General features: G+C 42.7%; 17 protein-coding genes and 1 pseudogene. 13 read left to right on the top strand and 5 right to left on the bottom strand.

The genetic code is table 11. The annotated features are described in order from the left end of the window. Positions 1–326: 326 nt before the first annotated feature. Genes proC through C6W18_RS00950 form a run of 3 tightly spaced genes read left to right on the top strand, consistent with a single transcriptional unit; the run spans position 327 to position 3557 of the window. The gene (gene proC / locus C6W18_RS00960; protein ID WP_411266065.1) at positions 327–1124 is read left to right on the top strand and encodes a pyrroline-5-carboxylate reductase; all 798 of its coding nucleotides are present in this window, start codon (positions 327–329) and stop codon (positions 1122–1124) included. A gap of 27 nt (positions 1125–1151) precedes the next feature. Continuing rightward, positions 1152–2270, top strand: a complete 1119-nt coding sequence (gene proB / locus C6W18_RS00955) for a glutamate 5-kinase (protein ID WP_105925427.1) — start codon at positions 1152–1154, stop codon at positions 2268–2270. Between the two features lie 18 nt (positions 2271–2288). Continuing rightward, on the top strand, positions 2289–3557 hold the full coding sequence (locus tag C6W18_RS00950; RefSeq protein ID WP_105925425.1) for a glutamate-5-semialdehyde dehydrogenase: 1269 nt from the start codon (positions 2289–2291) through the stop codon (positions 3555–3557). Positions 3558–3681: 124 nt separating this feature from the next. Here the strand turns inward: C6W18_RS00950 and C6W18_RS00945 are convergent, their stop codons facing one another. Next, on the bottom strand, positions 3682–4251 hold the full coding sequence (locus tag C6W18_RS00945) for a GNAT family N-acetyltransferase (RefSeq protein WP_105925423.1): 570 nt from the start codon (positions 4249–4251) through the stop codon (positions 3682–3684). Between the two features lie 88 nt (positions 4252–4339). Here C6W18_RS00945 and C6W18_RS00940 point away from each other — a divergent pair, with 88 nt between their 5' ends. Beyond that, positions 4340–5161, top strand: coding sequence for a MerR family transcriptional regulator (locus C6W18_RS00940; protein ID WP_105925421.1), 822 nt, complete (start codon positions 4340–4342; stop codon positions 5159–5161). A 57-nt stretch (positions 5162–5218) separates the two neighbouring features. On the opposite strand, the gene C6W18_RS00935 is transcribed toward C6W18_RS00940, so the two are convergent. The 3 genes from C6W18_RS00935 to gltC form a co-directional block, all read right to left on the bottom strand. Continuing rightward, on the bottom strand, positions 5219–7048 hold the full coding sequence (locus tag C6W18_RS00935; protein WP_105925418.1) for an ABC transporter ATP-binding protein: 1830 nt from the start codon (positions 7046–7048) through the stop codon (positions 5219–5221). Then, the gene (locus C6W18_RS00930) at positions 7045–8778 is read right to left on the bottom strand and encodes an ABC transporter ATP-binding protein (protein WP_105925416.1); all 1734 of its coding nucleotides are present in this window, start codon (positions 8776–8778) and stop codon (positions 7045–7047) included. Before C6W18_RS00930 ends, C6W18_RS00935 begins: the two co-directional genes overlap by 4 nt. 94 nt (positions 8779–8872) lie before the next feature. Beyond that, on the bottom strand, positions 8873–9775 hold the full coding sequence (gltC, locus tag C6W18_RS00925; protein WP_105925414.1) for a glutamate biosynthesis transcriptional regulator GltC: 903 nt from the start codon (positions 9773–9775) through the stop codon (positions 8873–8875). Positions 9776–9928: 153 nt separating this feature from the next. Here gltC and gltB point away from each other — a divergent pair, with 153 nt between their 5' ends. The 8 genes and pseudogenes from gltB to C6W18_RS00885 all read left to right on the top strand — a co-directional run bounded on the left by gltB (position 9929) and on the right by C6W18_RS00885 (position 21712). Beyond that, a complete protein-coding gene (gene gltB / locus C6W18_RS00920) occupies positions 9929–14500 on the top strand; it encodes a glutamate synthase large subunit (protein WP_105925412.1) in 4572 nt (1523 codons plus the stop codon). Positions 14501–14516: 16 nt separating this feature from the next. Then, entirely contained in the window at positions 14517–16001 is a 1485-nt protein-coding gene (gltD, locus tag C6W18_RS00915) for a glutamate synthase small subunit (RefSeq protein WP_105925410.1), read from the top strand. A gap of 133 nt (positions 16002–16134) precedes the next feature. After that, positions 16135–16248: pseudogene (locus C6W18_RS20225) on the top strand (nitrite reductase small subunit NirD); the annotation flags it as partial. Positions 16249–16314: 66 nt separating this feature from the next. After that, positions 16315–17016, top strand: a complete 702-nt coding sequence (locus tag C6W18_RS00905) for a DUF421 domain-containing protein (protein WP_105925408.1) — start codon at positions 16315–16317, stop codon at positions 17014–17016. Between the two features lie 89 nt (positions 17017–17105). After that, entirely contained in the window at positions 17106–18086 is a 981-nt protein-coding gene (locus C6W18_RS00900) for a pectinesterase family protein (protein WP_105925406.1), read from the top strand. A gap of 129 nt (positions 18087–18215) precedes the next feature. Further along, positions 18216–19700: a D-alanyl-D-alanine carboxypeptidase/D-alanyl-D-alanine endopeptidase gene (dacB, locus tag C6W18_RS00895; RefSeq protein WP_105925404.1), complete on the top strand. Its 1485-nt coding sequence runs from the start codon at positions 18216–18218 to the stop codon at positions 19698–19700. A 19-nt stretch (positions 19701–19719) separates the two neighbouring features. Next, positions 19720–21087, top strand: coding sequence for an MATE family efflux transporter (locus C6W18_RS00890; RefSeq protein WP_105925403.1), 1368 nt, complete (start codon positions 19720–19722; stop codon positions 21085–21087). A gap of 64 nt (positions 21088–21151) precedes the next feature. Then, complete coding sequence (locus tag C6W18_RS00885; RefSeq protein ID WP_034319363.1) at positions 21152–21712, top strand: CatB-related O-acetyltransferase; 561 nt, start codon at positions 21152–21154, stop codon at positions 21710–21712. A gap of 21 nt (positions 21713–21733) precedes the next feature. On the opposite strand, the gene C6W18_RS20555 is transcribed toward C6W18_RS00885, so the two are convergent. Beyond that, positions 21734–24091, bottom strand: a complete 2358-nt coding sequence (locus C6W18_RS20555) for a beta strand repeat-containing protein (protein WP_411266064.1) — start codon at positions 24089–24091, stop codon at positions 21734–21736. 183 nt (positions 24092–24274) lie between these two features. Here C6W18_RS20555 and C6W18_RS00875 point away from each other — a divergent pair, with 183 nt between their 5' ends. Further along, positions 24275–25294, top strand: coding sequence for an LLM class flavin-dependent oxidoreductase (locus C6W18_RS00875; RefSeq protein ID WP_105925401.1), 1020 nt, complete (start codon positions 24275–24277; stop codon positions 25292–25294). The last annotated feature ends 32 nt before the right edge of the window (positions 25295–25326 follow it).

Here is a 25326-nt window from a genome sequence, read left to right as displayed (position 1 = left end):
AAAATGATAGCGCTTTCTAAAAAATAGAATTGAAGTCACCGAAACCAAAAATAAAATGGTGAATTCAGTCGAACGAAAGGGTACTATGATTCAAATCCGTATAGTTCTTTTGATCTAAATTACTGATTTGAAAAAACGTGGCTAACATACATACAGCAAGCTGTTCACCGTGCATTCGGGACTTTTGAAAAGCGCTGGCTCTTTCTTGACACGATTTCTCATCATGTTACGATAACTAACGTGCGAAAAACACGAACAAAAAGCGAACAAGGGAGAGGATCAATATCATTGATCAAAAGAAAGTTGCTTTCATTGGAGCAGGTTCTATGGCAGAAGGAATGATTGCAGGTATTGTGCGATCAGGACAGATGCCGCTAGGCCAAATTTACGCAACAAACAAAAAAAATCAACTTCGATTGAATGAACTAACGAAACGATACGGGATACAAACAGCCACAATGGATTCATTTCCTTTTGAAGAAATGGATATCTTGATCCTGGCAATGAAGCCAAAGGATGCTGAAACAGCACTAGAATCATTAAAATCTCATATTCAGCCAGATCAGCTCATCTTGTCTGTACTTGCAGGTGTTAAGCAATCGTATATTGAAGACATGCTACATGAAGGGCAGCCCGTCATGAGGGTGATGCCAAATACGTCAAGTACGATCGGGGCGTCAGCGACCGCTTTATCTGCAGGACGTTATGTGAAAAAAGAACATGTAAGTATGAGTCAGGCCCTTTTATCTGAAATGGGAGAAGTCTATACCATTCAGGAAGAGCAAATGGATATTTTCACAGGAATTGCCGGAAGCGGGCCAGCTTATTTTTATTTCTTAATGGAAAGAATCGAAGAAGCAGGAGAAGAAGCAGGTTTATCAAAGGAAATGTCTCGCCAAATCGGTGCACAGACACTACTTGGTGCAGCGAAAATGCTGCAAGAAACAGCTGAAAACCCTTCTGTCCTAAGAGAAAAAATCACGTCACCGAATGGAACAACTGCAGCAGGACTGAATGCATTAGATGATTTTGGCGGGGGAGAAGCGATCAAGCAGGCCGTCAAACATGCCGCCAATCGATCAAAAGAGATAAGCGAACAGCAAAAACAAAAAGTAACGATATAAATAGAGCCTCAATACAGGAGTGATAAGGTGTACGCAGATAAAGAGAGAAAACGAATTGTTGTAAAAATCGGAAGCAGCTCTCTTACTAGCTTTCAAGGTGAGATTAGTTTAAAAAAACTAGAAAACCTCGTCAATCAAATTGTGAAACTGAAAGATGAAGGACACGAAGTCATTTTGGTTTCATCAGGTGCGGTTGCAGCTGGTTACCGAAAACTAGGATTTATCGATAGACCCAAAACACTACCAGAAAAGCAGGCATCTGCCTCCATAGGGCAAGGGCTTTTAATGGAATCATATTCTACTTTATTTTTATCGCACGGTTATATTGCCTCACAGCTACTAATCACAAGAAGTGATTTTTCAGATGAAACGCGCTATCAAAATGTGCGAAACACTATGAATGTGTTATTAGATAGAGGCATCATCCCGATTATCAATGAAAATGATACAGTGACGATCAATCGGTTGAAGTTCGGAGATAATGATACATTGTCTGCAAAAGTAGCAGGACTGATTGATGCTGATTTTCTTGCCATTTTATCTGATATTGATGGCTTGTATGAAGATAACCCGCATACAAACCCAAATGCGAAGAGAATTCTCGAAGTCACAGAAATTACTGAAGACATCGAAGCAGCTGCTGGAGATGCAGGGAGCAGCGTTGGAACAGGCGGAATGAAATCGAAGCTCGACGCCTTTAAAATATCAATGGCCGCAGGCATCAATGGCTTTCTAGGAAAAGCGGATACGCCTCACATTTTAGACAAAGCGATCAATGGCACAGAGGACGGCACATATTTTACAGCTGATGAAAATTTAGCGCCGCTGAATTATAAGAAGCAGTGGATTGCCTTTCATTCTGGACCAAAAGGCGAGATCGTTGTTCAAGAGAAAACACAGGAGGACCTCATGCACCGTGAGAAAAGCCTTGATTCTGATGGCATTGTAGATGTGAAAGGTTCGTTTAAAAAAGGCGATGTTGTCCGTATTTTAGATCAAGATAGAAGAGAAATAGGGCTTGGCATTGTGAATTATACGTCTGACGAACTTGCGCTAAACAGTGGCTTGTTACAAGATGAAGTTGTTCATGTCGTCGATCTTGAAGCATTTGTTTGTCATTTAGATTTATCTATACCAGTTTGCTAACCAAAAGGGAGGAATTTCATGACACTGACAGCTGAAGTTGTCACATCGGTCAAAGAAAAAGCGAAAAAAGCAAAGTACGTATCAAAAAAACTAGGTTTACTTCAAACAGAGGAAAAGAATGAGGCGCTGCTTAAAATAGCTGAAGCGTTAGAACAGCAAAGCAGCTTCATTTTACAGGAGAATCAAAAGGATTTAGACGCAGGAAAAGAAAAGGGCTTCTCTGAGGCATTGATGGATCGATTAATGTTAAATGAGGAGAGAATTCATGAGTTTGCAGAAAGTTTGCGCCTTGTGACGAGATTAACAGATCCTGTTGGAGAAATATTGGATGAATGGACTCTTGAAAACGGCTTACATGTGAAAAGCCGAAGAGTACCGCTCGGCGTGATCGGTATGATCTATGAAGCGAGACCGAATGTCACTGTCGATGCAGCAGGACTTGCCTTGAAGGCGGGTAATTCAGTGATTTTAAAAGGCGGTTCCTCCGCTATTTCTTCCAACAAAGCCATCGTAAGCGTTATTCATGAAGCATTAGATCATACAAAGATCCCTCGTGATGCGGTCCAATTTATTGAACAAACAGACCGTTCATCTGTTCAAGCGATGTTTCATCTAAAGGAATGGATCGATGTGTTAATTCCTAGAGGAGGGGCTTCTTTAATCAAAACAGTTGTTGAAGAATCAACCATCCCAGTCCTTGAAACTGGAACAGGGAACTGCCATGTTTTTATTGATCAAACAGCGAATATCGATAAGGCCATTGAGATTGTCATCAATGCGAAAACGAATCGTCCAGCTGTTTGTAATGCACTTGAGACACTCCTCATTCATCGTGATTGGCTGAAAGAGAATGGCGCAGCATTGAACGAAGCACTACTTCACCATCAAGTCACTGTACATGGCGATCAGGAAGCACAATCTTTCTTTTCAAATGCGGTTCCTGCTGAGGAAGTGGATTGGACAGATGAGTATTTAAGTCTTGATCTTGCGATAAAAGTAGTGGATTCAATCGAGGAAGCGATTGACCATATTGACCAGTACGGCACAAAACATTCAGAAGCCATCGTGACAGAAGATGAAAAAAATGCACTGACGTTTCTAAACGAAGTAGATGCGGCTGCGGTTTATCATAACGCATCCACTCGTTTTACAGACGGCGGCGCACTTGGATATGGGGCTGAAATAGGCATCTCCACTCAAAAACTGCATGCAAGAGGGCCAATGGGGCTTCCTGCACTTACGACAACTAAGCTGCTTCTGTCTGGTGATGGTCAGATTAGAAGCTGAGAATCATTGTTAAAAACACTACCTTCTTTATAAAGAAGACAAAGGGCAAAAAAAACATTTTAGCCCTTTGTCAACAATCTGAAACTCCCTCGTATAGGGAGTTTTTTTAATAGGTTCAATGCTTTCATTCATTTGAACAGTCTTTTTTCATGACTTTCTCAAATTTAAAAAACTCAAATGTCTCAGGTGCTAAAGAGTCATTTTCTTTATCACTAGTAAGAGGAAAGTTCGGGTCTGGATGATGTAAGTGATAGAACTCTACAATTTGAAACCCACATTTATTGACATAAAAATGAATGTTCCGTTTTTCAAAATAAGGGGTCACAACCTCCCATACTTTGGTTTCTGGATATTGAGCCTCAATCGCTTTCCATGCAGCCTGACCAATGCCCCGGCTGTGTGATGATGAAGAGATGTAAAGTAAGTCCACCGAATTGTGATCTGTTTGTGGGTTGATTTTTAATACTACGCCTCCAGCTTTTTCACCATTTAGCAAAATATGATAAATAAGGGCCCCGGCCGCATGAAAAGATTCATCAATTGCTTCATCTGGAGGAATCGGTCCACCTTGTGCATCGCCAAATGCCTCGATTACGCCAGCTGTAAAAGCCTCCTGTAATTCTTTTTTCATAGAAGGGAAGTCCTCTTTATGTGCAAGTGATAATGTGACTTGGTGTTGAGATATTTTGTTCATTTTTATATCCTTTCTCCACGTATGTGGTGTTGCTACATGTTATGATAAAGGATGGAGTAACTCCATGGTCAAGAGAGGAGACATGTAGATGATCAATGATGTTCAAAAAACATTTCTCACTGGGGAATTTGCAAAGCTATTCGATGTGAAGAAAGATACGCTGCTTTATTATGATAAAATCAATTTGTTTAAGCCGGCTGGGGTCCATGAAAATGGGTACCGTTACTATACTCTCGAGCAATTTGATCACTTTATTGCGATTCAGTCCCTTCGAGCTGTTCAATTTCCTATTAAAGAGTTAAAACAATACTTCACAGAGCCTTCCCGGGACAGACTTCAAAGCCTTGCGACCGAACAAGTAGAGAAGGTCAAGCAGGAGATTGAAAAACTTCAGGATATCCAGTCTTTTCTTTTGCGCGTGATTGAGACGACGAATGAATTATCATCTGTGAAAACAGGGGAGGTCTTGTTTCAAGAACTGCCAGAAGAACCGGTCATACTTAGTGCATCACATCCGATTGATTTGAACACGCCCATAGAAGAAATATCTCGAATTGTAGGAGAATTTCTAAAGGAAATTGGCATTAAAGGCGCTGCGGCAAATGGTTCTGTTTTAAAAAAGGAGCAGTTCCTTCAGCGCAACTTTCATCAGTCAGATGTGCTGTTTTGTCGAATGGAAGGACCAGGTGCAGTCCAAAAACCTGCTGGCCTCTATGCGGTCATGTATGATCAAGGAACATATGAAGAGCTAGAATCAGCCTATTCACGTCTGTTAGCTGACATCGAGAAAGAGGACATGGTGCTGGATGGAGATGTATTTGAGGAATATTTGCTTCATTCGCTCATGTCTAAAAATGAAGCAGAATATATGACAAAACTTAGTGTAAAAGTGAAAAAGCGAGCAGATTAAGAAATGAAAAAGAGGATAGACACGCATTTTCCATGCTGACTATCCTCTTTTTTGATTTTAACCCACTTGATGGTCGGTAAATTGACTCATGTATAAGTCAGCATAAAAGCCTTTTTCTTTCAAAAGTTCACTGTGAGTTCCTTTTTCAATGATGGTGCCATCTTTCATGACTAAAATGAGGTCGGCATCCTTGATCGTCGAAAGTCTGTGTGCAATGACGAAGCTCGTTCTGCCTTTCATCAGTTCATTCATCGCTTTTTGAATGTGCATCTCTGTCCGAGTATCCACACTACTAGTCGCTTCATCTAATATCAAAATCTTCGGATCAGATAAAATCGCACGGGCGATGGTTAACAGCTGACGCTGACCTTGTGACAGGTTACCTGCATCTTCTGTTAAGAGCGTGTCATATCCGTCTGGAAGCGTGCGGATGAAATCATCTGCATAGGCATGCTTTGCGGCTTTGATGACATCCTCTTTTGCGACATGCTGCCTGCCATATGCAATATTGTCGTAAATCGTCCCTTCAAAAAGCCACGTATCCTGAAGAACCATCGCAAATAAGTCACGTACTTGCTGACGGCTGAGATCAGTTGTTTTGACGCCGCCAATGTGAATGGAGCCTTGATCTAATTCATAAAAGCGCATTAATAGATTGATGATGGTTGTTTTTCCCGCGCCTGTTGGCCCGACAATGGCAACCGTTTGTCCTTCCTGGACATGTAAACTCAAATCTTTAATAATCGGATGATCTTTCTCATATCCGAATTGAACTTGTTCAAAGGTTACATCTCCTGAAAGTGATTCAAGATCAATCGCCGCATCCTCTTCGGTACTTTCTTCTTCCTCATCCAGGATTTCAAAGACCCTTTCAGCAGAAGCGATCGCAGATTGAACTAAGTTTGCGACACTTGATGCTTGCACAAGCGGCTGAGACAATTGCTGCGTGTATTGGATAAATGCCTGCACATCCCCAACACGAATATTCCCGTTAATGACAAGAATACCGCCGGCTACACTTACTGCCACATAGCCAAGGTTCCCGATAAAGGTCATCATCGGCATCATTAAACCGGAAATAAACTGGGCCTTTCTTGATGATTCATACAGCTTTTCGTTTAATTGATCAAATGTATCGATCGCTTTCTTTTCATAGCCATACGCACGAACGGTCTGATGTCCTGTGAACATTTCATTAATATGTCCATTGATCATACCGAGCTCTTTTTGCTGCGCCTTAAAATGCTTTTGAGAAAATGACGTGATGCCACGAATCGCAAATAGACTAAGTGGTAGTGTTAAACAAACAAGCAAGGTGAGTAACGGACTAATGAAAAGCATCATGACGACAATCCCAATGACCGTAATTACAGATGTAATCACCTGGGTGAGTGCTTGCTGAAGCGATGTATTAATATTATCGATATCGTTCATCACTCGGCTCAGCGTGTCCCCATGGGTTGTTTTATCAAAATAACGAAGGGGAACACGTGTGAGCTTGTCATTTGCTTCTTGCCGTAATTCAGCAATGGTCTCTTGGGAAACACCTGCCATCACGTATTGCTGAACGAATGAAAAAAGAGAGGAAACGACGTATAACACGACAAGCAGCAATAAAATGCGTGAAATGACATCAAATTGAACGGCTGTTCCTTGTGTAAAGCTTTCAAATAGGGAAGAGGTGGCATCCCCAAGTAGTTTAGGACTAATCACGCTAAAGACGGTTGAACCGATCGCTGCAATCAGTACGATAATCAGCTGAAATTTCCTCGGTTTTAAATAGCCAGTCAAACGAAGAAGTGTTTTTTTAAATTCCTTCGGTTTTGCGACCGGCCCTCTAGGGTGACCGCCTTTATGGCCCATTCCAGAAGACATTTTCTTACTCATCCTTGCTCCACCTCCTGACCTTCCTGTGATGCGACAATCTCTTGATATACAAGATTGTCCTTTAGTAATTGTTCATGTGTTCCGATACCTGCGATTTTTCCTTCATCTAGCACAATGATTTTATCGCTATGCTTCACTGTACTGATTCTTTGGGCGACAATGATAAGGGCTGCATGCTCTTTTTCAACTTCTAATGCTGCCCGAAGCTTTGCGTCCGTTTTGTAATCAAGTGCAGAGAAGCTATCGTCAAACAGATAGAATGAGGGTTTTCTCACTAGTGCTCTTGCAATGGAAAGCCGCTGCTTTTGACCACCAGAGAGATTTGATCCACCTTGGTCAATCTCAGCATCGATTCCGCCATCTTTCTGCAAAACAAATTCCTCAGCCTGTGCGGTTCGCAGCGCCTGCCAAATGTCTTCATCGCTCGCATCGTGCCGGCCAAAGCGCACATTATCGGCAATACTTCCGCTGAACAAAACGGCTTTTTGAGCGACATAGCCTATCTGACCTCTCAGTTTCTGCTGGGGCAGCTCTCTGATATCTACACCATCTAGTGTAATCCGTCCTTCTGTCGCTTCGTAAAAGCGCGTCATCAGCTGGAGGAGAGTCGTTTTTCCTGAGCCTGTACTTCCGATAATGGCAGTTGTTTCACCGGTTTTCGCTTCAAACGTAATTTGTTGAACGGCCGGTTTCTCAGCATTTGAGTAATAAAATGAAACATCCTCAAAGCGAATGGATTGTGCGGGTTGATGAAGCTTGGCAATAGATTCTTCTTTGTCTTTAATCTTCGGTTCCATGTTTAACACTTCGTTCATACGTTTAGCTGATGCCTGTGCTCTTGGGACCATAATAAAGCTCATTGATAGCATGATGAGAGCCATTAAAATCATCATCGCATATTGAATGAAGGCAATGAGATTCCCGACTTCCATCTCTCCGGCATCAATCCGGTTTGCACCAAGCCAGACAATGCCAATATTCGTGAAGTTCATAATGATGAGCATAAATGGAAACAAGTATGCCATTAATCTGTTGACCTTGAGGCCAGTATCTTTATAGGATGTGTTGGCTTCTTGAAAACGTTCCTTTTCATCATCGACACGATTAAAAGCTCGAATGACCCGGATGCCTGAAAGAGACTCTCTCATAATTAAATTCAGACGGTCTGTTTTTTTCTGAAGCTGGCCGAATAGTGGTATAGCTTTTCTTGAAACAAAATAGATAAACCCGCCAAGCAGGGGAAGGGCTGCTAAAAAGATCAGAGACAGGACGGCATCTCTAGAAACAGCCAAAATAATTCCGCCCACGAGCATGAGAGGGGCTCTCGTCATCATTTGTAAGATCATGATCGTTACATCTTGGACTTGCTTCACGTCATTTGTTGATCTTGTAACAAATGAAGACGTCCCGATCTTTTGAAATTCTTCTAGTGAAAATTGTTCGACATGAACGAACAGTTGTCTTCTCATATCACGGCCGAAGCCAAGTGCAGTCTTTGATGACAGGTAGGACTTCCAAATCGTGAGTAATATGGCAAGTAAAGAACAGGCAACCATCCAGCCGCCAACCTTCCATATGTAAGCGATATCTCCTTGTACGATCCCGACATCTACGATATCTGCCGTCAAAGTCGGTAAATATAGCTGGAGCATACTGCTTAAAAAAGTCAGGATGACAATGGACACAACGGATAGCCGATATGGCTTTAAAAACGATAAAATTGATTTCATACGAATACCTTTCTTCCATATAGTCTGTTGTTCTGTAACCCATCATATACAAAGAGGGATTATTTCTACAAATGAAATGTCTTTTTTTAATGAATTATTTATATTGTTCAATTTTAGAAAAGAAATCCTTCACAAACACATAGAAATCATGTGCAGATGGAGACATCTCTCGTGACTTAGACGCGATAATTCCAACGGTTCTTCTCACTTGTGGAAAGTCGATCGGAATTTTCACTGTAAATCGTGGTGTTGTTTCATAAAAGGCACTTTCGGGTAATAAGGTAACGCCCATACCAGCTGACACGAGACCTTTAATAGCATCCAAATCTTCTCCTTCAGATGAAATGGTTGGCTCATAGCCTGCCTGCTTGCAAGCATCGACCGCAATTTGTCTCAGCACATATCCTTCAGGAAATAAAACGAAATGATCCTTTCTTAAATCACTTAAATGAATACTCCTTTGTCCGCTAAAGGGGTGGCTAATAGGCAAAAGGGCATAAATGCTTTCTGAAAACAAAATATTTCCTTCTATTTGAGTATCGTTTGTCGGTACGGGTCCTAAAAAAGCGAGATCAATATCTCGATTTTTGACAGCTTCAATGAGAAATTTATACGATCCTTGACGAAGTAAAAAATCGACCTCTGGATATTCCTGCTTAAATGCGGATATGACAGAAGGAAGAACTTGGCTTGCTAGACTTGTAGGGAAGCCAATATTTACCGTTCCTTTGTGCGGGTCTAAGTATTCATCGACTTGCTCCTTCGCGTAATCGATGGCCTTTAGTGCCGTTCTGACATGCTCTAAAAATTGTCTGCCGATCTTCGTTAATTTAATATTTCGTCCTTCTCGTTCGAATAAAGCTACTCCAAGTTCTTCTTCTAAATTGGCAATCTGCCGGCTGATGGCAGATTGGGCAACATGTAAGTTTTCAGCTGCTTCTGACACGTGTTCACGGTCCGCAACTTCTACAAAATAACGTAACTGACGAAGCTCCATTTTTGCACTTCACACCCATCTATCTCAAAAAGAGATTGTTTTGATCTAAATTATATATTGTTTATATTAATTTGAAAACTTAAAATAAGTTACAGAGTTTGTGAGATTTTATTACTGTGAAAAAACGGATCTTTTAAACGGGGGAGAGAAACGATGACTTATAATCAACTACCACAACCACAAGGTCTCTACCGTCCTGAATTTGAACATGATGCATGTGGAATCGGACTGTACGCCCATTTAAAAGGGGAGGCGACACACAGCATCGTCAAAAAGGGATTGCAAATGCTGTGCCAGCTTGATCACCGCGGCGGGCAAGGCAGTGATCCGTATACAGGTGATGGTGCTGGCTTAATGGTACAGCTGCCAGACGCTTTCTTTAGAAAGAACTGCAAAGAATTTGCGCTTCCTGAAAAGGGCCGTTACGGGGTAGGAATGGTCTTCTTTTCAAAAGATGATGATGAAAAAACGCGTCAAGCCATCGAACAGAAAATCAACGGATTCATTAAACAAGAAGGTCAAACATTAATTGGCTGGAGAACGGTTCCTGTCGATGCAGGGAAAATTGGTACTGTTGCAGCGAAGAGCTGTCCGGTTGTCAGGCAAGTCTTTATCGGGGCAAACGACAACGTAACAGATCGTTTGTCATTTGAAAGAAAATTATATGTCATTCGTAAACAGGCTGAAAACTGGGGAACAGCAGAGGAAAAACAATTTTACTTTGTCAGTCTATCCAGTCAAACCATTGTATATAAAGGGCTTTTAACGTCAGATCAAGTCGATACTTTTTATCTTGATCTCCAGGATGAAACATTTGTTTCTGCATTTTCGCTTGTTCATTCAAGATTTAGTACAAATACATTCCCTACATGGGAGAGAGCCCATCCAAACCGTTACTTAATTCACAACGGAGAAATCAACACATTAAGAGGAAACATCAATTGGATGAGAGCGAGAGAACAACAATTCGTGTCTGAAGCCTTCGGAGAAGATCTAGACAAGATTTTGCCAGTGCTGAATGCAGACGGAAGTGATTCATCCATTTTAGACAATGCCTTTGAATTTTTTGTACTTGCAGGCCGTACACCTGCTCATACAGCCATGATGCTCATTCCTGAGCCGTGGACTGAAAATACGCACATGTCGAAAGAGAAACGGGCATTTTATGAATACCATAGTTCTCTCATGGAGCCATGGGATGGACCAACAGCGATTTCCTTTACTGACGGTAAACAAATCGGGGCCATCTTAGACCGAAACGGATTAAGACCGGCAAGATATTATGTCACAAATGACGATCATATCATTTTCTCTTCTGAAGTCGGCGTGATCGACACAAATGAAGAAGATGTCAAATATAAAGACCGTCTTGAGCCAGGAAAAATGCTGTTAATCGATTTAGAAGAAGGAAGAATTATTTCTGATGAAGAAGTGAAGTCGACGATTGCGAATGAGCTTCCTTATCAAAAGTGGCTCGATGAAGAAATGGTCCACGTCAATCGCTCTGAAGAAAATTCAGAAAATTCTAGTATAATCGATGATTTATTGACACGTCAGCGTGCTTTCCATTATACGTACGAAGACATTCAAAAGTATTTAATTCCGTTACTAGAGGAAGGCAAGGACCCAATCGGTTCAATGGGAAGTGACACACCGCTTGCTGTTTTATCAGATCGTGCACAGTCTCTCTTTAATTATTTCAAGCAGCTGTTTGCACAAGTAACGAATCCGCCGATTGATGCGATTCGTGAGCAGCTTGTCACATCGACCATGACTTGGTTAGGTGCCGAGGGAGATATTTTACACCCGAATGAATATTCATGCCGAAGAATTAAACTTTATACACCGGTCTTAACGAGCGGGCAATTTAACGGTTTGAAAACGATTGTTCATAATGCCTTTAAAAGCAAAACGATTCATACACTTTTCACCGGTGATCTAAAGCGCGGGCTGGATGCGATGTTTGAAGAGGCGGAAAAAGCCATTCGCGCGGGCGTGTCTTTATTCATTCTTTCAGATCGTGAAATGACGGAAGAAAAAGTGCCGATTCCACCACTTCTTGCGTTAAGTGCACTTCACCAGCATCTGGTGCGTCAAGGCTTACGAACAAAGGTGAGTCTGATCGTCGAATCTGGAGAAGTAAGAGAAGTCCATCATTTTGCAGCACTCATTGGCTACGGAGCAGATGCGATTCACCCTTATCTCGTCTATGAAACATACAAACAGCTTATTGCAGAAGAAGCCATCTCTATCAGCTTTGATGAGGCTGTCACAAAGTTTGGCAAAAGCGTGACCGAGGGTGTCGTCAAAGTCATGTCTAAAGTGGGTATTTCCACTGTGCAAAGTTATAGAGGGGCGCAAATCTTTGAAGCAGTCGGCATTAGTGAAGACGTCATTCAGACGTATTTCACAGGAACAGCATCGCAGCTTGGCGGAATTGATCTTGACACCATTGCTAGTGAGGCAAAGCTTCGTCATGAAGCAGGATATCAGGCAGCTACTGACCAAACACTCGAATCAGGCAGTGAATTCCAGTGGAGAAAAAACGGAGAGCATCATGCCTTTAACCCAAAAACTATTCATACCCTTCAGTGGGCTTGCCGCAACGAAGATTATGATCTATTTAAACAATATACGAAGGCAGCAGATGAAGAAAGAATGGGCTTCCTTAGAAATCTATTCGCTTTTCATCCGAAACAAAAGCCAGTTTCTCTTGAAGAGGTTGAATCTGCTCAATCCATTGTGCGCCGCTTTAAGACGGGTGCGATGTCATTTGGTTCATTAAGTAAGGAAGCACATGAGGCACTTGCCATTGCGATGAACCGAATTGGCGGTAAAAGTAACAGCGGAGAAGGCGGAGAAGATCCTGCTCGCTTTACAGTAGATGAACGCGGCGATGATCGCAGAAGTGCGATTAAACAAATTGCTTCAGGCCGTTTTGGTGTCAAAAGTCATTATTTGGTGAATGCAGATGAACTGCAAATTAAAATGGCGCAAGGCGCAAAGCCTGGAGAAGGCGGTCAGCTTCCAGGAAATAAAGTGTATCCTTGGGTCGCAGATGTACGTGGTTCTACGCCGGGTGTTGGCCTGATTTCACCACCTCCGCATCATGATATTTATTCCATCGAGGATTTGGCTCAGCTGATCCATGATTTGAAAAACGCGAACCGTGACGCACGCATCAGTGTCAAGCTTGTGTCTAAAGCTGGCGTTGGCACCATTGCAGCAGGTGTAGCAAAAGGTACTGCCGATGTCATTGTGATCAGCGGATACGATGGCGGCACAGGGGCATCGCCGAAAACAAGTATTAAACATACAGGACTTCCTTGGGAGCTCGGTTTGGCAGAGGCACATCAAACCCTTGTCTTAAACGGTCTTCGCGAGAGAGTCGTTCTTGAAACTGACGGAAAGTTAATGACAGGCCGCGATGTTGTCATGGCTGCGATTTTAGGAGCAGAAGAATACGGCTTTGCGACAGCTCCACTAGTCGTTTTAGGCTGCGTGATGATGAGAGCATGCCATTTAGATACTTGCCCGGTCGGTGTTGCGACACAAAATCCAGAGCTTCGTAAAAAATTTATGGGTAACCCTGATCACATTGTGAACTTCATGATGTATATTGCAGAGGAAGTAAGAGAAATCTTAGCTGAACTTGGCTTTAGATCAATGGATGAACTAATTGGACGCACAGACGTTTTAGCGGTCAGTGAACGAGCAAAATCTCACTGGAAAGCAGGACAGCTAGACCTCGAAACACTGCTTTATCAACCAGAAGGGCCGCGAATGTTCAGAACACCGCAAAATCATAAAATTGATGAATCACTTGATATGAATGAGATCCTCCCTTATGTACAGGAAGCGCTGAATCATCAAACACCGGTGGATCTATCACTGAACATCCGCAACATCAACCGTGTGGCCGGAACAATTACTGGCAGTGAAGTGTCTAAGCGCTACGGGGAAGAAGGATTGCCAGAGGATACGATTACACTGCGTTTCACTGGTTCAGCTGGACAAAGCTTCGGCGCATTTGTGCCAAAGGGTATGTCCTTATATTTAACAGGTGACTCAAATGACTATATCGGCAAAGGACTCTCTGGAGGCAAAATTGCTGTCAAAACCTCTGACCACTTTGTGCAAAATGGACATGAAAACGTGATTGTCGGAAACGTCGCATTCTATGGTGCAACAAGCGGAAAGGCTTATATTAACGGGCGTGCTGGTGAGCGTTTTGCCGTTCGTAATTCTGGGGTACATGTGGTCGTTGAAGGAATCGGCGATCACGGCTGTGAGTATATGACTGGCGGACGTGTTGTGATTTTAGGGGACGTCGGAAAAAACTTTGGCGCAGGCATGTCTGGCGGTGTGGCTTACGTGCATACATCGGATGCAAAGCAGTTCAAAAGAATGTGCAACATGGAAATGATCATGTTTGAAAAGCTTACAGATCATGAAGAAGAACTAGAAGTAAAACAAATGATTAAGGAGCATCTTGATTATACAAACAGCTCAAAAGCATCAGCACTTCTAGAAAACTGGGCGCAAGAAAAGGATCAATTCATTAAGATCATTCCGAGAAATTACAAAATGATGCTTCAAAGCATTGAAGAACAAAAACAAGCGGGTCTCAGTCATGAAGAAGCAGTGATGTTCGCTTTTGAAGCAAATACAAAACCGAAAAATAAAGAAACGGCAAACGGGCAAAAAGCAGCCCTCGCTCATTAAGAAAGGGGAGAGGACAATGGGCAAAGCAACAGGTTTTATGGATTATCAAAGAGAAAAGCCAAATGAACGTGACCCTCTCACTCGTCAAAATGACTGGAAAGAATATTCAGCTCCTTATACAGATGAGGTATTGAAAAAGCAGGGTGCTAGATGTATGGATTGCGGAACACCGTTTTGTCAAATTGGGATGGAAATCAGGGGCGGCGTGTCTGGCTGCCCGATCTACAATTTAATTCCAGAGTGGAATGACCTTGTCTATCGCGGGAGATGGAAAGAAGCGCTCGAAAGACTGCAAAAAACGAACAATTTTCCTGAATTTACTGGGAGAGTATGTCCAGCGCCTTGCGAAGGCTCATGTACAGTCGCCATCAATGATCCAGCTGTTTCGATTAAAAATATCGAACGCACGATCATTGATAAAGGCTTTGAGAATGGATGGATTACGCCAAGAATTCCTTCAAGCCGTTCAGGGAAAAAGATTGCCATTGTCGGTTCAGGGCCAGCAGGACTTGCAAGTGCTGATCAATTAAACCAAGCAGGACACGCCGTGACCGTGTTTGAACGATCTGATCGACTTGGCGGACTGCTCACCTATGGCATTCCGAATATGAAGCTGGACAAAGAAGTCGTTGAGCGCAGAGTGAAACTTTTGAGACAAGAAGGCATTGACTTTGTCACGAACACAGAAATTGGCGTGGATATCACTGCCGATGAGCTAAAAGAGCAATTTGATGCGGTTATCCTCTGTACAGGTGCACAAAAGCAGCGCGACCTATTAATCGAAGGCCGTGAAGCAAAAGGGATTCACCTGGCGATGGATTATTTAACACTCGCAACAAAAAGCATGCTTGATTCAGGATTTAAAGATAAAAATTTCATTGATGCAAAAGGAAAAGACGTAATTGTCATTGGCGGAGGAGATACAGGTGCTGACTGCGTAGCAACTGCGCTTCGCCAAAAAGCAAAAAGTGTTGTTCAATTCGGAAAGCATCCAAAGCTTCCAGATACACGTGTAGGGGATAATATGTGGCCAGAGCAGCCTTATGTCTTCTCACTCGATTATGCTTATGAAGAAGCACAAGCAAAATTCGGAGAAGACCCACGTCAATATTCGATTCAAACCACAAAGATTGTGGCAGATAAAAACGGGAAATTAAAAGAGCTTCATACCATTCAAATGGAAAAGGTGAAAAACGAACATGGGAAGTTTGAATTTCATGAGATTCCAGGAACAGAGAAGGTATGGCCTGCTCAGCTTGTCTTTATTGCAATTGGTTTTGAGGGAACTGAACAGCCACTAGTGAAACACTTTGGTGTGGACAGCAAAAACAATCGCATTGACGCAAAGTATGGGGAATATACAACAAATGTAGAAGGCGTATTTGCAGCGGGAGATGCAAGACGTGGCCAAAGTCTGATTGTTTGGGCAATTAACGAAGGCAGACAAGTGGCACACGAGGTAGACCGTTATTTAATGGGGAGTTCGGTTCTGCCAAAATAGGTCAAACAAAGGGTGTTTATGATATATAGAAAAGCCATGATCCAATAGTGATCATGGCTTTTTATGATTCAGATATGGTTTGATTTACTATCACTTTTTCCCGCTCTAGTGGAGATACAGCTAAAAGAACGCTGATTGGAAAATCCATCTTTCATCAGGTAACGTTCAAGCACCAGATCACGGGTGCGTCAAAACGTATGAAACATTGGTTGAGGAAGACGACGTTTTTATTTTGCTGCCTTTGTAAACGGTTTAGATCCTACCTTACATGTACATGCTGTAGATAAATGCAGTAAGAAAGGAAGGTAAGCTTGTGCCGTTTTTTAACATTTTGATTGAACTATTGATCGGATTTTTCGCCTTATTTTCTATTACAAAATTATTAGGGAAAACACAATTTGCACAAATCACGCCATTTGATTTTATTTCTGCGCTGATATTAGGGGAAATGGTCGGAAACGCCATCTTTGATCCAAAAGTCAGCATTCAGCACATTCTTTTTGCTGTTGCGGTATGGGGCGTTTTGATTTACACAGTTGAATGGCTTTCGCAAAGATTTAAATCGATTCGTGCTCTTTTAGAAGGAAGACCAACACTTGTGATTGATAAGGGAAAAATTCGCTACAATCGCTTGAAGAAGAATATGCTTGATTTAAATCAGCTGCAGACACTTATTCGAGCGAAGGGCCATTTTGCCCTTAATGAAATTGAATTTGCCATTTTAGAAACGGACGGGTCAGTCAGCGTGCTACCGAAAATGAAATACGCACCAGCCACAGCAGAAGATGTGAACGTGAAAGGAAAAGAAGTCAAATTGCCTAGAACGTTTATTATCGATGGGGAAATTTTAAAAAAAGACTTACAGGAAGCTGGATTTGACGAGTCATGGCTGATTGAGCAATTAAAAAAGCAGCACATTTCTTCCTATCGAGACGTTCTATTTTGTGAATGGATTGAAAATGAAGGCATTTATGCGATGAAATATGAGAAATCTGAAAAAACATCCACAATATAAAAAGGTGGGTGTTTTTTCGTCTGGTCAATGAATAAGATCAAAAAGAATGTTTCGATGAAAACGTTCACAAAACGAGGGGGAGATATGTGATGAAGTATGGAAGGGTACTGCTTATGATAGTATTGTCTTTCTTCCTTTTTGACTCAGCTTCACTTAAAGCGGCTGGACACAAGAATCAAACAAACCGTGTTCTGGTGGTCGATCAAAAAGGAAATGGGTCATTTCGAACGGTTCAATCTGCTATTGATGCGATTCCAGCAAACAATCAACAGCCAACGACGATATATATTAAGAATGGTGTTTATAAAGAAAAGATTCTCCTTCCGCAAAATAAGCCGTACGTGTCCTTTATCGGAGAAAATCAGCACAAGACGATTCTGACGTATGATGATACAAATGCTAGCACTGGGAGTACAACCAATAGCTCGAGTACAATGATTCGTGCGAACGACTTTTATGCAGAAAATATCACCTTTCAAAACACAGCTGGCAGACATGCAGGTCAGGCTGTTGCCCTTTATGTGTCTGGAGACCGGGCCGCGTTCAAGCAAGTACGTGTCCTTGGCTATCAAGATACGCTTTATGCAACAGGCACAGGCCGGCAATATTACGAAAACTGCTACATCGAGGGCACGGTAGATTTCATTTTTGGTTCAGCAACGGCTGTGTTTAAAAGAGCTGAAATAAAAAGTCTTGGAAATGGGTATATTACTGCGGCATCCACAACAGAAGCCCAAAAGTACGGCTACGTTTTCATTGAATCCACGTTAAATAAGGGAACAGCTGCTGCTCAATCTGTTTATTTAGGCCGTCCGTGGAGACCTTATTCTGCTGTGACGTTTCTTCATACAAAAATGGATGATCATATCAAAACAGAGGGCTGGCATAATTGGGATAACCGTGATAATGAAAGAACTGCACGGTATAAAGAATTTGGATCAACGGGGGCAGGAAGCAATGTGACAAACCGCGTGAAATGGTCAACGATTTTAACAAAAAACGAAGCAAGTCAAATCACGGTTCAGTCTGTACTTGGCGGCACCGATGGCTGGAATCCAAAAAAGAGGTAAAGGGCTTGTCAGTTTTCGTCAAAGAAAGCTGACTTTTCTGTTTAAAAAACCTTTGAGAACAAACGTTCTTTTGTGTATAATGAACATAATCTTCTAAAATTAGCTGCTTCTCTAAAAAGGAGGAATTGCGTGAAGCGTTTTTCACAGTTCATGTTTCTACAAATATGTATCCTGTCGATTTTATTTCTCCCTTTTTCAGTGAAAGATGAACAACTCACGGCTCGTGATGATCAATCAAAATGGATCACAGCTTTAGACGAATTCATACGAACAGCACCTGACTTAGAGGGCGCTATCTCCGGCATCAGCGTCCGCGATACTTCTGACACCTCTCTTCTTTATGAACATCAAGCTGATATCCGTCTTACTCCGGCTTCTAATATGAAACTGCTCACATCAGCCATCGCCCTTGATATACTTGGAGAAACACACACATTTCCTACAGACATCTGGATGGATGGTTCTATTCAAAAGAAAACGTTACATGGCAACCTTTATCTTCGCGGCACAGGAGATCCGACTTTATTAGAGGAGGATTTTGCAGCACTTGCCAAACAAGTCAAAAAGGCTGGAATACATACAGTTCGCGGGCAGCTTGTAGCAGATGACACTTGGTTTGATGATACGAGATATTCCATTGATCTGCCGTGGAGTGATGAGGATCAATACTACGGTGCACAAATATCTGCTCTCACCGCTTCACCGAATCAAGACTATGATGCAGGAACCATTATTCTCGAAGTAAAGCCAGGAAAGAAAGCGGGGCATAAAGCCACCTATGACATGATCCCGAAGACTGATGTTGCTCAAGTCATCAATCGAGTGAAAACTGTTCCAGAAGCCGGAAAAAAGAAGATATCTTTTAAGCGCTCTCATGGCACAAACAAGATTACGTTGACTGGAACCATTCCTCTTAAAGCAAGTTCATCTAAACAATGGATAGCATTATGGGAGCCGACAACCTATGCTTTAGATTTAATGAAACGAGCGCTAAAAGCTGAAGGGATACAGGTGAAAGGACCACTCAAAACAAAACACGTTCCTAAAAAAGCCAAGAAAATCGCTTCCCATTCATCCATGCCTTTATCAGAGCTGCTTGTTCCTATGATGAAATTAAGCAACAATACTCATGCAGAAATTCTGTTAAAGGAACTTGGCAAGCAGGTAAAGAACAAAGGGAGTTTTGAGGAAGGGCTGGACGTGATGAATGAACGCCTTCCTGCCTTTGGCGTAGATCCATCACTCACTGTGTTAAGAGATGGATCAGGCATATCACCTATTAATCTTGTCTCTGCAAACCAATTCACTTTATTTTTGACAAACATTCAACAGGAAAAATGGTTTAAGACCTATGAACATGCGCTTCCGTTAGCAGGGGCAAGCGAACGAATGGTGGGAGGAACGTTAAGGAACAGATTGAAAGAACCAGCTACTCTAGAAAAGGTACGTGCGAAAACGGGATCATTATCAACAGTCAGCACACTTTCTGGATATATTGAAACGCAGAGCGGAAAGACACTCGCTTTTTCTATCCTATTAAATCATCTTGTAGATGACGAAAAAGGAAAGGATATAGAAGACCGTATTGTCAGCATCTTAGCTGAGGATCTTTAGACAGAGAAGGGGAACCATCATGACGTTAGATAACAATCAATCTTTAGTAAAAACCATGTCCATTTTTCTCATTCCACTTTTGCTAAGCAATATTTTGCAATCAATCGGACAGCTTGTGTCCATTGTACTTGTCGGCAGATGGATTGGAGAGGATGCAGTAGCTGCTATTTCTGCATTCTTTCCGCTTTTCTTTTTACTCGTTTCATTCTCCATTGGAATTGGATCAGGAAGCTCCATCCTAATTGGACAAGCATATGGAGCAAAAAATGAACAGAGATTAAAAGAAATTATTGGCACAACGCTTTCGTTCACCTTTTTGATCGGACTTTTTTTAGCTATCATTGGAGGTTTATTCGCAACAGACATCCTAAATCTAATGGGAACACCCGCAAATATTGTGGAGGAAAGTGCGGCTTATGCCAGAATTCTATTCATCTCAATGCCGATCTTATTTCTTTATTTTGTTTATACGACCTTTTTACGAGGGACAGGGGATTCGAAAACGCCTTTTTATTTCTTAATGATTAGCACAGCAACGAATATTTTGCTGCTGCCGATTTTATTATTTGGCTGGCTAGGACTGCCGGCTTTTGGTTTATACGGCGCTGCGTATTCCTCTGTGATTTCAACAATTGTGACGTTCATCATTCTACATATCTATCTATATAAGACAAAGCACCCGCTGCGCATTGATGCGTCGGTTAGAAGGCATTTATTGATGAAAGGGGATCTATTAAAAACGTTATTAAAGCTAAGTATTCCTTCAAGTATTAATATGATCCTCATTTCTTTATCAGAAATTGCCGTCATTTCTTTTGTGAACGATTATGGATCACAGGCCACAGCTGCCTATGGTGTTGTCAATCAGGTCGTGAGTTACGTGCAAATGCCAGCAGTGAGTCTTGGCATAGCGGTCTCTATCTTTGCAGCACAATTCATTGGGGCAGGAAATATCAACCGTCTAAAAGATGTCATTAAAATAGGGCTAGGGCTAAACTTCGCCATAGGTGGATTCATCATTATTTTCGTCTATATATTTGCCCCGCAGATTTTATCCATCTTTTTAACAGATCCTAGGACGATAGATATTGCGTATAGTTTGGTCGTCATTACACTATGGAGCTATCTCATTTTCGGAACAGCTCAAATCGTTGCAGCCACGATGAGAGCAAGTGGAACGGTTCTATGGCCGACGATTTTTAGTATTTGTTCCATTTGGCTTGTTGAAGTACCAGTTGCTTATGTGTTATCACACTATACCTCACTTGGCATTAAGGGAATCTGGATAGGCTATCCTGCGGCTTTCTTTGTGAACTTACTCCTTCAATATGGCTACTATCAGTTGGTATGGAAGAAAAAACAGATCGAAGCGCTTGTTAAATCATAATGTGAGGATGTCAATCAGCATATACATACGAAGATCCATTACTTTTTAGGAGGTTTGATCTTCTATGTTTTTGAATCAAAGAAGTGAACTCAGCTCGTATGACATCGGTGATTTTTCCTATGCCGGACCAGATTTCCAAGTGCTTACGTGGGGGGAAGGAACGACACTGAACGTTGGGAAATTTTGCTCCATCGCAAACGAAGTAAAGATTTTTCTTGGCGGTGAACACCGAACAGATTGGGTCACAACCTATCCGTTTAATCAAATTTTCAAAGAAGCTGCTCATATTAAAGGACACCCAAAATCAAAAGGAGATGTCCATATAGGACACGATGTCTGGATTGGTTATGGAGCGACGATCATGTCAGGAGTATGTATAGGAAACGGTGCAGTGATTGGTGCAAATAGTGTGATTACAAAAGATGTGCCACCATATGCAATCGTGGCAGGAAACCCGCAGCAGCTAATGAAATATCGTTTTTCTTCTAACATAATTGAAAAACTTCAGTCATTGGAATGGTGGAATTTAAAGTTTTCAAGCATACAGTCCATTTTTCATCTCTTACAATCAAATGATATTGAAACCTGTATAAACGCAATAGAAGAAACAAAAAAGAAAGGCTAAAGTAGCCCTTCTTTTTTTTCGTTAACTGAGTCTTATGATTGTAAGGGATGCCCCGGTTGCCCCTCCACCAATTAAAATAGCTGTTACAATTGCCCCAAACAATTGCAATGATATCGTATTTCCAGCAGTTAAATTCACAATTAATGTGTTGCTGATCATTGTGGTTGAGACCACCGGTGATTGAATAGAGCCTGGGATGACAGTGGCTCCATTAAGAAGTAGCCGTGCACTAACTAAAAGTGCAACTGTTGTATTAATTTGGTATGTGATATAGTATTTACCTGTTTGTTGTACAGTAAAAGTATCATTTGAACCATTCGGTGTAAATCCATTGATATTTTGATTACTTGGTAAAGCAATGTTCGTACCACCAACAACAGTAATGATTGTAGGACCGGTTGTATTTCCGGCATAAAGAGCCGTTTGAGTTGGACCAGTAGGCCCGGTAGCTCCGGTAGCGCCAGTATCTCCAGTAGCACCTGTTGCGCCAGTAGGTCCGGTAGCTCCAGTAGCACCTGTCGCACCAGTAGAACCAGTTGGACCAGTAGGCCCAGTATCTCCAGTTGCACCAGTTGGACCAGTAGGTCCGGTCGCTCCTGTAGCGCCAGTAGGTCCAGTAGGCCCAGTATCTCCAGTAACACCAGTGGCACCAGTAGAACCAGTATCTCCAGTTGCACCAGTGGCTCCAGTTACACCAGTAGGCCCAGTAGGCCCGGTAGCTCCGGTAGCGCCAGTATCTCCAGTAACACCAGTGGCACCAGTTGGACCAGTAGGTCCGGTCGCTCCTGTAGCGCCAGTAGGTCCAGTAGGCCCAGTATCTCCAGTAACACCAGTGGCACCAGTTGGACCAGTAGGTCCGGTAGCTCCGGTAACACCAGTTGCGCCAGTAGGCCCAGTATCTCCAGTTGCACCTGTCGCACCAGTAGGTCCGGTAGGTCCAGTAGGTCCAGTAGGCCCAGTATCTCCAGTTACACCAGTCGCTCCGGTAACACCAGTGGCACCAGTAGGTCCGGTATCTCCAGTAACACCTGTTGCGCCAGTAGGTCCGGTCGCTCCGGTAACACCTGTTGCGCCAGTAGGCCCAGTATCTCCAGTAACACCAGTCGCACCAGTAGGTCCGGTAGGTCCAGTAGGCCCAGTATCTCCAGTAACACCAGTCGCACCAGTAGAACCAGTATCTCCAGTTGCACCTGTTGGTCCAGTAGACCCGGTATCTCCAGTTACACCAGTGGCACCAGTAGGTCCAGTATCTCCGGTAACACCAGTAGGCCCGGTATCTCCTGTTGATCCGGTATCTCCAGTAGCACCTGTCACACCAGTAGGTCCGGTATCTCCAGTAACACCTGTCGCACCAGTAGACCCGGTAGCTCCGGTAACACCAGTTGCGCCAGTAGGTCCGGTAGCTCCAGTAACACCAGTTGCGCCAGTAGGTCCGGTATCTCCAGTAACACCTGTCGCACCAGTAGGCCCAGTATCTCCAGTTGCACCAGTGGCTCCAGTAGGCCCAGTATCTCCGGTAGCACCAGTGGCACCAGTAGGTCCGGTAGCTCCTGTAGCGCCAGTAGGTCCGGTATCTCCAGTAACACCAGTGGCACCAGTAGGTCCGGTAGCTCCGGTAACACCAGTTGCGCCAGTAGCACCGGTATCTCCAGTGACACCAGTTGCGCCAGTAGGTCCGGTATCTCCAGTGACACCAGTTGCGCCAGTAACACCAGTAACACCTGTTGCACCAGTAGCACCGGTATCTCCGGTAACACCAGTATCTCCAGTAGCACCGGTATCTCCAGTGACACCAGTTGCGCCAGTAGGACCAGTAACACCAGTTGCGCCAGTAACACCAGTTGCGCCAGTAGGACCAGTAGCACCGGTATCTCCGGTAACACCAGTATCTCCAGTAGCACCGGTATCTCCAGTAACACCTGTCGCACCAGTAGATCCTGGTGCTGCTAATATGGTATAGTCTGGTGACGTATCTGGCGTACCCGAAGGTGGTGCAGTGTTCACAATATAAGTACCACCTTCAAACGTTACGACTTGACCTACTGGATATGTTGGCGCTATCGCTGGGTCAAAAGCGACAATTCCACTTAATCCTATTCCAGTTGCACCAGTAGGACCGGTTATACCATTGCTACCAGTCGCACCAGTAGGTCCAGGTGGACCTGCTGGACCTCTTCTGACAATGGTTTGGTTTGGCTTTGATTTGTTTTGTCCTTTTGCATTGTGGCAAGGGTGATTTGCTTGAGGTTGTTTTGGAAGTTTATGTTTTAATAATGGGCAGTCGATGTTTTGTACTCGTTCATGACGTGATCTTTTATAATGAGGCTGCCCATGATTTTTGCCACAAAAGGGACATTTGTGATCGAATTGATTGTACAAATTGCCCATCTCCTCTAATTGATAATTCATTCTATGTGCAAATGTTCAAATCGGAAGTAAAACCTAGAAATTTATCATTTCGAAAATCATCGAATCAAATGATTTAAAAGTTAAATGATTTTATGTTATGGTGTTGAAAGAATGAAACTAATATGATTTTTGACAGAAATGGGGACATCATTTATGAGTCAATCAGTTTTGAAGCACACAGCTTATTCCGTTTTAAATTTATCCTCTGTGACAGAAGGGGGCACAATTAAAGAGTCCTTTGAGCATAGTATGGATTTAGCAAAAAAGACGGAGAAGTGGGGGTATCATAGATACTGGCTTGCAGAACACCACAATATGGAAGGTGTTGCGAGCTCCGCAACGTCTGTATTAATAGGATATATTGCAGGGGGAACCGAAAAAATCCGGGTTGGATCTGGGGGGATTATGCTTCCAAACCACTCTTCGCTTGTCATTGCAGAACATTTTGGGACACTTGAGACTTTGTATCCGGGGAGAATTGATTTAGGCCTTGGCAGAGCACCAGGAACGGATCAGTTAACGGCAAGAGCTCTCAGACGAAACCTTCATAACGGAGAAGATTTCCCTGAGCAGCTTGAAGAACTTCGGCAATATTTCAAACCAACAGGTCAGGTCAAAAAACATGTCAGAGCCGTTCCGGGAGAAGGATTGGATATTCCGATTTGGCTTCTTGGTTCAAGTGGTTTTAGCGCAAGGCTTGCAGGAGAACTTGGATTGCCATTTGCCTTTGCTGCTCATTTCTCGCCTAAAAATACAATACCTGCTTTAGAATTGTACAGACAGTCATTTAAACCTTCTGATGTGTTAAAAGAGCCTTATGCGATGGTGGGTGTGACGGTTTTTGCTGCAGATCAAACAGAGCGAGCTGAATATTTGGCGACCTCCCATTATCAGCGCTTTTTGAGTCTCATTCGCAATACACCAGGAAAACTCAAGGCCCCTGTTGACAGTATGGATGGACTGTGGAGTCCATATGAAAAGGCGATGGTTGATGAACAATTAAGTTCTACCATGATTGGGGATAAGCAAAAGGTGAAAAAAGAATTGGAAGCCTTTATTGAAGCCACTCAAGCAGATGAAGTGATGATTAATTCTGATATGTTTGATCATCAAGAAAGAATGCGCTCTTATGAAATCATTGCAGACATCTTTCAAGAGGAACAAGAAAAATAAGTATGAAAAAAGAACTGCACAGAGCAGTTCTT

Origin of the sequence: Bacillus sp. LLTC93 (genome assembly GCF_002993125.1) — a bacterium.
GTDB classification, from domain to species: Bacteria; Bacillota; Bacilli; order Bacillales; family Bacillaceae; genus Bacillus; species Bacillus zhangzhouensis.
Note: the sequence above shows the minus strand (reverse complement) of the source record. Positions and strands in the feature narration are given on the sequence as shown.

Excerpts from the sequence above, each read along its gene's own strand:
- proC (WP_411266065.1), top strand. The coding sequence starts at position 327 with ATGGCAGAAGGAATGATTGCAGGTATTGTGCGATCAGGACAGATGCCG.
- C6W18_RS00950 (WP_105925425.1), top strand. The coding sequence starts at position 2,289 with ATGACACTGACAGCTGAAGTTGTCACATCGGTCAAAGAAAAAGCGAAA.
- C6W18_RS00945 (WP_105925423.1), bottom strand. The coding sequence starts at position 4,251 with ATGAACAAAATATCTCAACACCAAGTCACATTATCACTTGCACATAAA.
- C6W18_RS00940 (WP_105925421.1), top strand. The coding sequence starts at position 4,340 with ATGATCAATGATGTTCAAAAAACATTTCTCACTGGGGAATTTGCAAAG.
- C6W18_RS00935 (WP_105925418.1), bottom strand. The coding sequence starts at position 7,048 with ATGAGTAAGAAAATGTCTTCTGGAATGGGCCATAAAGGCGGTCACCCT.
- C6W18_RS00930 (WP_105925416.1), bottom strand. The coding sequence starts at position 8,778 with ATGAAATCAATTTTATCGTTTTTAAAGCCATATCGGCTATCCGTTGTG.
- gltC (WP_105925414.1), bottom strand. The coding sequence starts at position 9,775 with ATGGAGCTTCGTCAGTTACGTTATTTTGTAGAAGTTGCGGACCGTGAA.
- gltB (WP_105925412.1), top strand. The coding sequence starts at position 9,929 with ATGACTTATAATCAACTACCACAACCACAAGGTCTCTACCGTCCTGAA.
- gltD (WP_105925410.1), top strand. The coding sequence starts at position 14,517 with ATGGGCAAAGCAACAGGTTTTATGGATTATCAAAGAGAAAAGCCAAAT.
- C6W18_RS00900 (WP_105925406.1), top strand. The coding sequence starts at position 17,106 with ATGAAGTATGGAAGGGTACTGCTTATGATAGTATTGTCTTTCTTCCTT.
- C6W18_RS00890 (WP_105925403.1), top strand. The coding sequence starts at position 19,720 with ATGACGTTAGATAACAATCAATCTTTAGTAAAAACCATGTCCATTTTT.
- C6W18_RS00885 (WP_034319363.1), top strand. The coding sequence starts at position 21,152 with ATGTTTTTGAATCAAAGAAGTGAACTCAGCTCGTATGACATCGGTGAT.
- C6W18_RS00875 (WP_105925401.1), top strand. The coding sequence starts at position 24,275 with ATGAGTCAATCAGTTTTGAAGCACACAGCTTATTCCGTTTTAAATTTA.